Genomic DNA, 3,588 nt, shown 5'->3' with positions numbered 1-3,588 from the left:
GTTGCGGTCGACGACCGCGACCGAGACCCGCTGGCCCTCCGCCCCGGCGGCGTCCAGGGTCGCCCGCGCGGCCTGCACGGCCGCCTCGATCGTCAAGTGCGTCGACTCCACCGTGTGCTTGTTCTTGGCGGCGGCAGGAGCCGGGGCGGCCGTCGCCTCCTCGCCGGTGGCGCTCGCGGAGTAGGCGCCGAAGCCGCCGAGAACGAGTGCGGCGGCGACCGCGCCACCGGTCAGGACACGGCTGCGCGAGGGGGCCTTCTTCACGTGCTTCATGGGATCCGCTCCAAGGAACTCGGGGAAGCGCGGTCACCCTCGGGACGGAGGGGCGCCGCTCTGCCCCTCCATCCTGGGGACGTCCCCCGCCTCCCGCGGTCGTCGTCCCGGCTCCTCGGTGCGCCCGCAACGGCTGACCCCCGGGTCGTCCGATCGGCTGACCCCTGCTCGTCGGTGGCTCGACCGCGCTCCTCGCCCGGGGCCCGGCGGAGCGGGGTGCGCGAAGGGGGACGGCTGCCCCCGGAGGCACCGAAGCCCCGGGTGCGCGCGCCGACGGCGGGAAGCCGCTGCCGAGCCGTCCGGCGGCCTTCAGTCCCCGACGGAGGCCGGCGCCCGATCGGCGCCGAGCAGGGCCAGCGAATCGACCCACAGGGCATCGAGGCGGCCCGTGTCGTCGTACAGCTTGGCGAGGAGGACCCGGCCCTCCAACTGGGCGACGAGGGCCCGAGCGGCTGCCGTGGGGTCGGCGGCCGTGACCTCGCCCCGCCCCCGGGCCTCCGCGATGACCGCTGCCACCAGGGCGACCTGCTCGTCGAAGACCTCGCGCAGCCGCGCGCGGACGCTCTCCGTACGGGTGCTGAGCTCCAGGGCCAGGTTTCCGAGCAGACAGCCGGTGACGGAGCCGCAGCTCTCGCGGTCGGCCCGCAGCCCGGCCTCGGTCGACTCGTACAGCCGCCGTAGCCGCTGCAGGGGAGGGAGGTCCTCGCCGAGCGCCCGGGTCCAGAGGGCGCGCTGCTCGCTCCAGTGCTCCTCGACGACGGCGAGGGCCAGTTCCTCCTTCGACGCGAAGAAGTAGTAGAAGCTGCCCTTGGGCACGCCGGCTGCCGCGCAGATCTCGGCCACGCCCAGGGCGGCGTAGCCGCGGGACAGCATCAGCGTCCTCGCGGCGGTCAGGATGCGCTCGCGCGCGTCACTCGTTCGCCCCATGGCGAGAGTCTACGACCGGTCGACTACTTCTTCCCCGTCCGTGTCCCCCGCGAGCGGTAGGCCTCCGCTTCCGGCGGCGCGGCACGCGGTTCTATGGTGGGCGGCGCAGATCGCGCGGACCGCGCGGTCCTCCGCGGGCACGCGCCCGATCCGGCGGCCATCCCGGCGGCAGGGTCGCACCCGCACGACACGAACGAGGAGTTCCATGGACATCGCCGGCTCCGCCGCTCTCGTCACCGGTGCCGCTTCGGGCCTCGGCGCCGCCACTGCCGCGGCGCTCGCCGCCCGTGGCGCCGCCGTCTACGGCCTGGACCTGGACAAGGCCGTGGCCGCCGCCGGGCCGCTGCCCGAGGGCGTCCGCCTGTTGGCCGCCGACGTCACCGACGAGGAGCAGGTCCGCGAGGCGCTCGCCGCGATCGACGCCGACGGGGCCGAGTTGCGGCTCGCCGTGAACTGCGCCGGCATCGCCCCCTCCGCCCGCGTCCTGGGGCGCAAGGGGCCGCATGACCTGGACCTGTTCCGCGCGGTGCTCAACGTCAACCTGCTCGGGACCTTCAACGTGATGCGGCTCGCTGCCGAGGCCATCGCCCGGCACGAGCCCGATGAGCACGGACAGCGCGGCCTCGTCGTCAACACCGCTTCGATCGCCGCCTTCGAGGGACAGGTCGGCCAGATCGCGTACGCCGCCTCCAAGGCGGGCGTCGCCGGGATGACCGTCACCGCCGCCCGTGACCTGGCACAGTTCGGCATCCGGGTCGTCACCATCGCCCCCGGCATCGTCGACACCCCGATGATGGCCGGCTTCAGCGAGGAGGTCCGGGCCGGTCTCGCCGCGAGCGTCACCTTCCCGCAGCGCCTTGCCCGTCCGGAGGAGTACGCCCGACTCGTGACCATGGTCGCCGAGCACGACTACCTCAACGGCGAGACCATCCGCATGGACGGCGCCCTCCGCATGAGCGCCCGCTGAGGGAGCGGAAAGCCCCGGGGGCGTGAGGGCTGCCCGCGTTTCCACTGGGCTTCCGTACCCTCGAAATAGCACTCGGTGCCGGATTCCTCCGGCACCGAGTTCCGTGGCGGATGCGTTCAAATGCTAGGTTCGGGCCATGGGAACAGCGTCGACGAACTCCACGAAGCCCGCGATGCGGGACTCCCTCATCGCCGCGGCCTTCCAGCTCTTCCTGGAGCGGGGCTACGAGCAGACCACCGTCGACGACATCGTCACGCTTGCGGGCGTCGGCCGGCGGTCCTTCTTCCGGTACTTCCCGTCGAAGGAGGACGTGGTCTTCCCCGACCACGAACAGTGCCTCCACGACATGACCCGGTTCCTCGCCGCGAGCGCCGACTCCGACGACCCGATCGTCCGCGTCTGTGACGCCGCCCGGCTCGTCATGCGGATGTACGCGGAGAACCCCACCTTCTCCGTCCAACGCTATCGGCTCACCCGCGAGGTGGCCGGACTCCGCACGTACGAACTGTCCGTGGTCTGGCGCTACGAGAAGACCCTCGGCGACTACCTGCGCACCCGTTGGGCCGACCGCAGGGACGGCACCCTGCGCGCCAACGTGGTCGCCGCGGCCGTGGTCGCCGCCCACAACCACGCCCTGCGCCACTGGCTGCGCTCGGGGGGCGAGGGCGATCCGCTGGCGGAAGTGGACGGGGCCCTGGAGTTCGTGCGCACCACCTGGAGCGGCGGTCAGGTCGTGGACGCCCCGACCGAGGAGGCCGAGGACGTCGTCGTCGTGATCACCAAGCGGTCCACTCCCATGTGGCGCGTGGTGCGCGAGGTGGAGTCGAGTCTCGGTGAGGGGTGAGGGGTGAGGGGTGAGGGGTGAGGGGCGCCCGAGGCCTTCAGGGTTCCCGGTGTCTCCAATTGAGGGAACTCAGGTCTTTATTTGATGGCACTCAGTGCCATATCTTTGCTCCATGCACGGTCGAGCCGCCGAGTGCAAGGAGAAGGCATCGTGTTCCACACGGGACTGAGGAGCGGGACCGCCGTCCAGGCCGAGGAGTCGGCCCCCGACGTCGAGCTGTACTTCCAGCGCTGCCGCTGGTGTCACACCACCACGTTCCAGCGCCTGCTGTGTCCGACCTGCGGGTCGACCGACCTCGCGCCCGAACTCAGCGAGGGTGAAGGCGTGATCTCCGTGCGCCGAGGGGTCGCCGCCGCCGATTCCGACCTCTGGCCGGTTCACATGACGGAGGGTTTCGTGGTCCGCTGCCGCGTCGACGGGCCGCCGCACGCGGTGCGCCCCGGCGTCCGGGTCAAGGTCTCCGGGGCGGGCGTTTCCGGGCGCCGGCCGGTCGTCCGGCTCTGCGAGGAGGCTCCGCTCAACGGCTGGTACTGAGGCGGGCCCACGAAAGGGGGGGGTGGGTGGCACAGAGTGCCAC

The 3,588-nt window shown here is 72.3% G+C and carries 4 protein-coding genes and 1 pseudogene; 3 read left to right on the top strand and 2 right to left on the bottom strand.

Annotated elements, in window-relative coordinates; translation table 11 throughout:
- Together ACFW22_RS35710 and ACFW22_RS35705 are read right to left on the bottom strand one after the other, a co-directional pair.
- A pseudogene (locus ACFW22_RS35710) lies at positions 1–273 on the bottom strand (heme-binding protein); the annotation flags it as partial.
- A 309-nt stretch (positions 274–582) separates the two neighbouring features.
- Entirely contained in the window at positions 583–1,200 is a 618-nt protein-coding gene (locus ACFW22_RS35705) for a TetR/AcrR family transcriptional regulator (protein WP_386412937.1), read from the bottom strand.
- Positions 1,201–1,405: 205 nt separating this feature from the next.
- Between ACFW22_RS35705 and ACFW22_RS35700 the strand changes: the two genes are divergently transcribed.
- The 3 genes from ACFW22_RS35700 (at position 1,406) to ACFW22_RS35690 (ending at position 3,545) form a co-directional block, all read left to right on the top strand.
- Positions 1,406–2,167 (top strand): SDR family NAD(P)-dependent oxidoreductase, encoded by a 762-nt coding sequence (locus ACFW22_RS35700; protein WP_386412935.1) that lies wholly within the window; start codon positions 1,406–1,408, stop codon positions 2,165–2,167.
- 136 nt (positions 2,168–2,303) lie between these two features.
- Complete coding sequence (locus ACFW22_RS35695; protein ID WP_386412933.1) at positions 2,304–3,011, top strand: TetR/AcrR family transcriptional regulator; 708 nt, start codon at positions 2,304–2,306, stop codon at positions 3,009–3,011.
- A 150-nt stretch (positions 3,012–3,161) separates the two neighbouring features.
- A complete protein-coding gene (locus ACFW22_RS35690) occupies positions 3,162–3,545 on the top strand; it encodes a zinc ribbon domain-containing protein (RefSeq protein WP_386412931.1) in 384 nt (127 codons plus the stop codon).
- Positions 3,546–3,588: the final 43 nt, after the last annotated feature.

Source organism: Streptomyces sp. NPDC058872 (genome assembly GCF_042743065.1).
In the GTDB taxonomy this organism is placed as follows: domain Bacteria; phylum Actinomycetota; class Actinomycetes; order Streptomycetales; family Streptomycetaceae; genus Streptomyces.
The sequence above is the reverse complement of the archived record's forward strand: the minus strand, read 5'-3'. Positions and strand labels throughout refer to the sequence as shown.

Excerpts from the sequence above, each read along its gene's own strand:
- ACFW22_RS35695 (WP_386412933.1), top strand. The coding sequence starts at position 2,304 with ATGGGAACAGCGTCGACGAACTCCACGAAGCCCGCGATGCGGGACTCC.
- ACFW22_RS35705 (WP_386412937.1), bottom strand. The coding sequence starts at position 1,200 with ATGGGGCGAACGAGTGACGCGCGCGAGCGCATCCTGACCGCCGCGAGG.
- ACFW22_RS35700 (WP_386412935.1), top strand. The coding sequence starts at position 1,406 with ATGGACATCGCCGGCTCCGCCGCTCTCGTCACCGGTGCCGCTTCGGGC.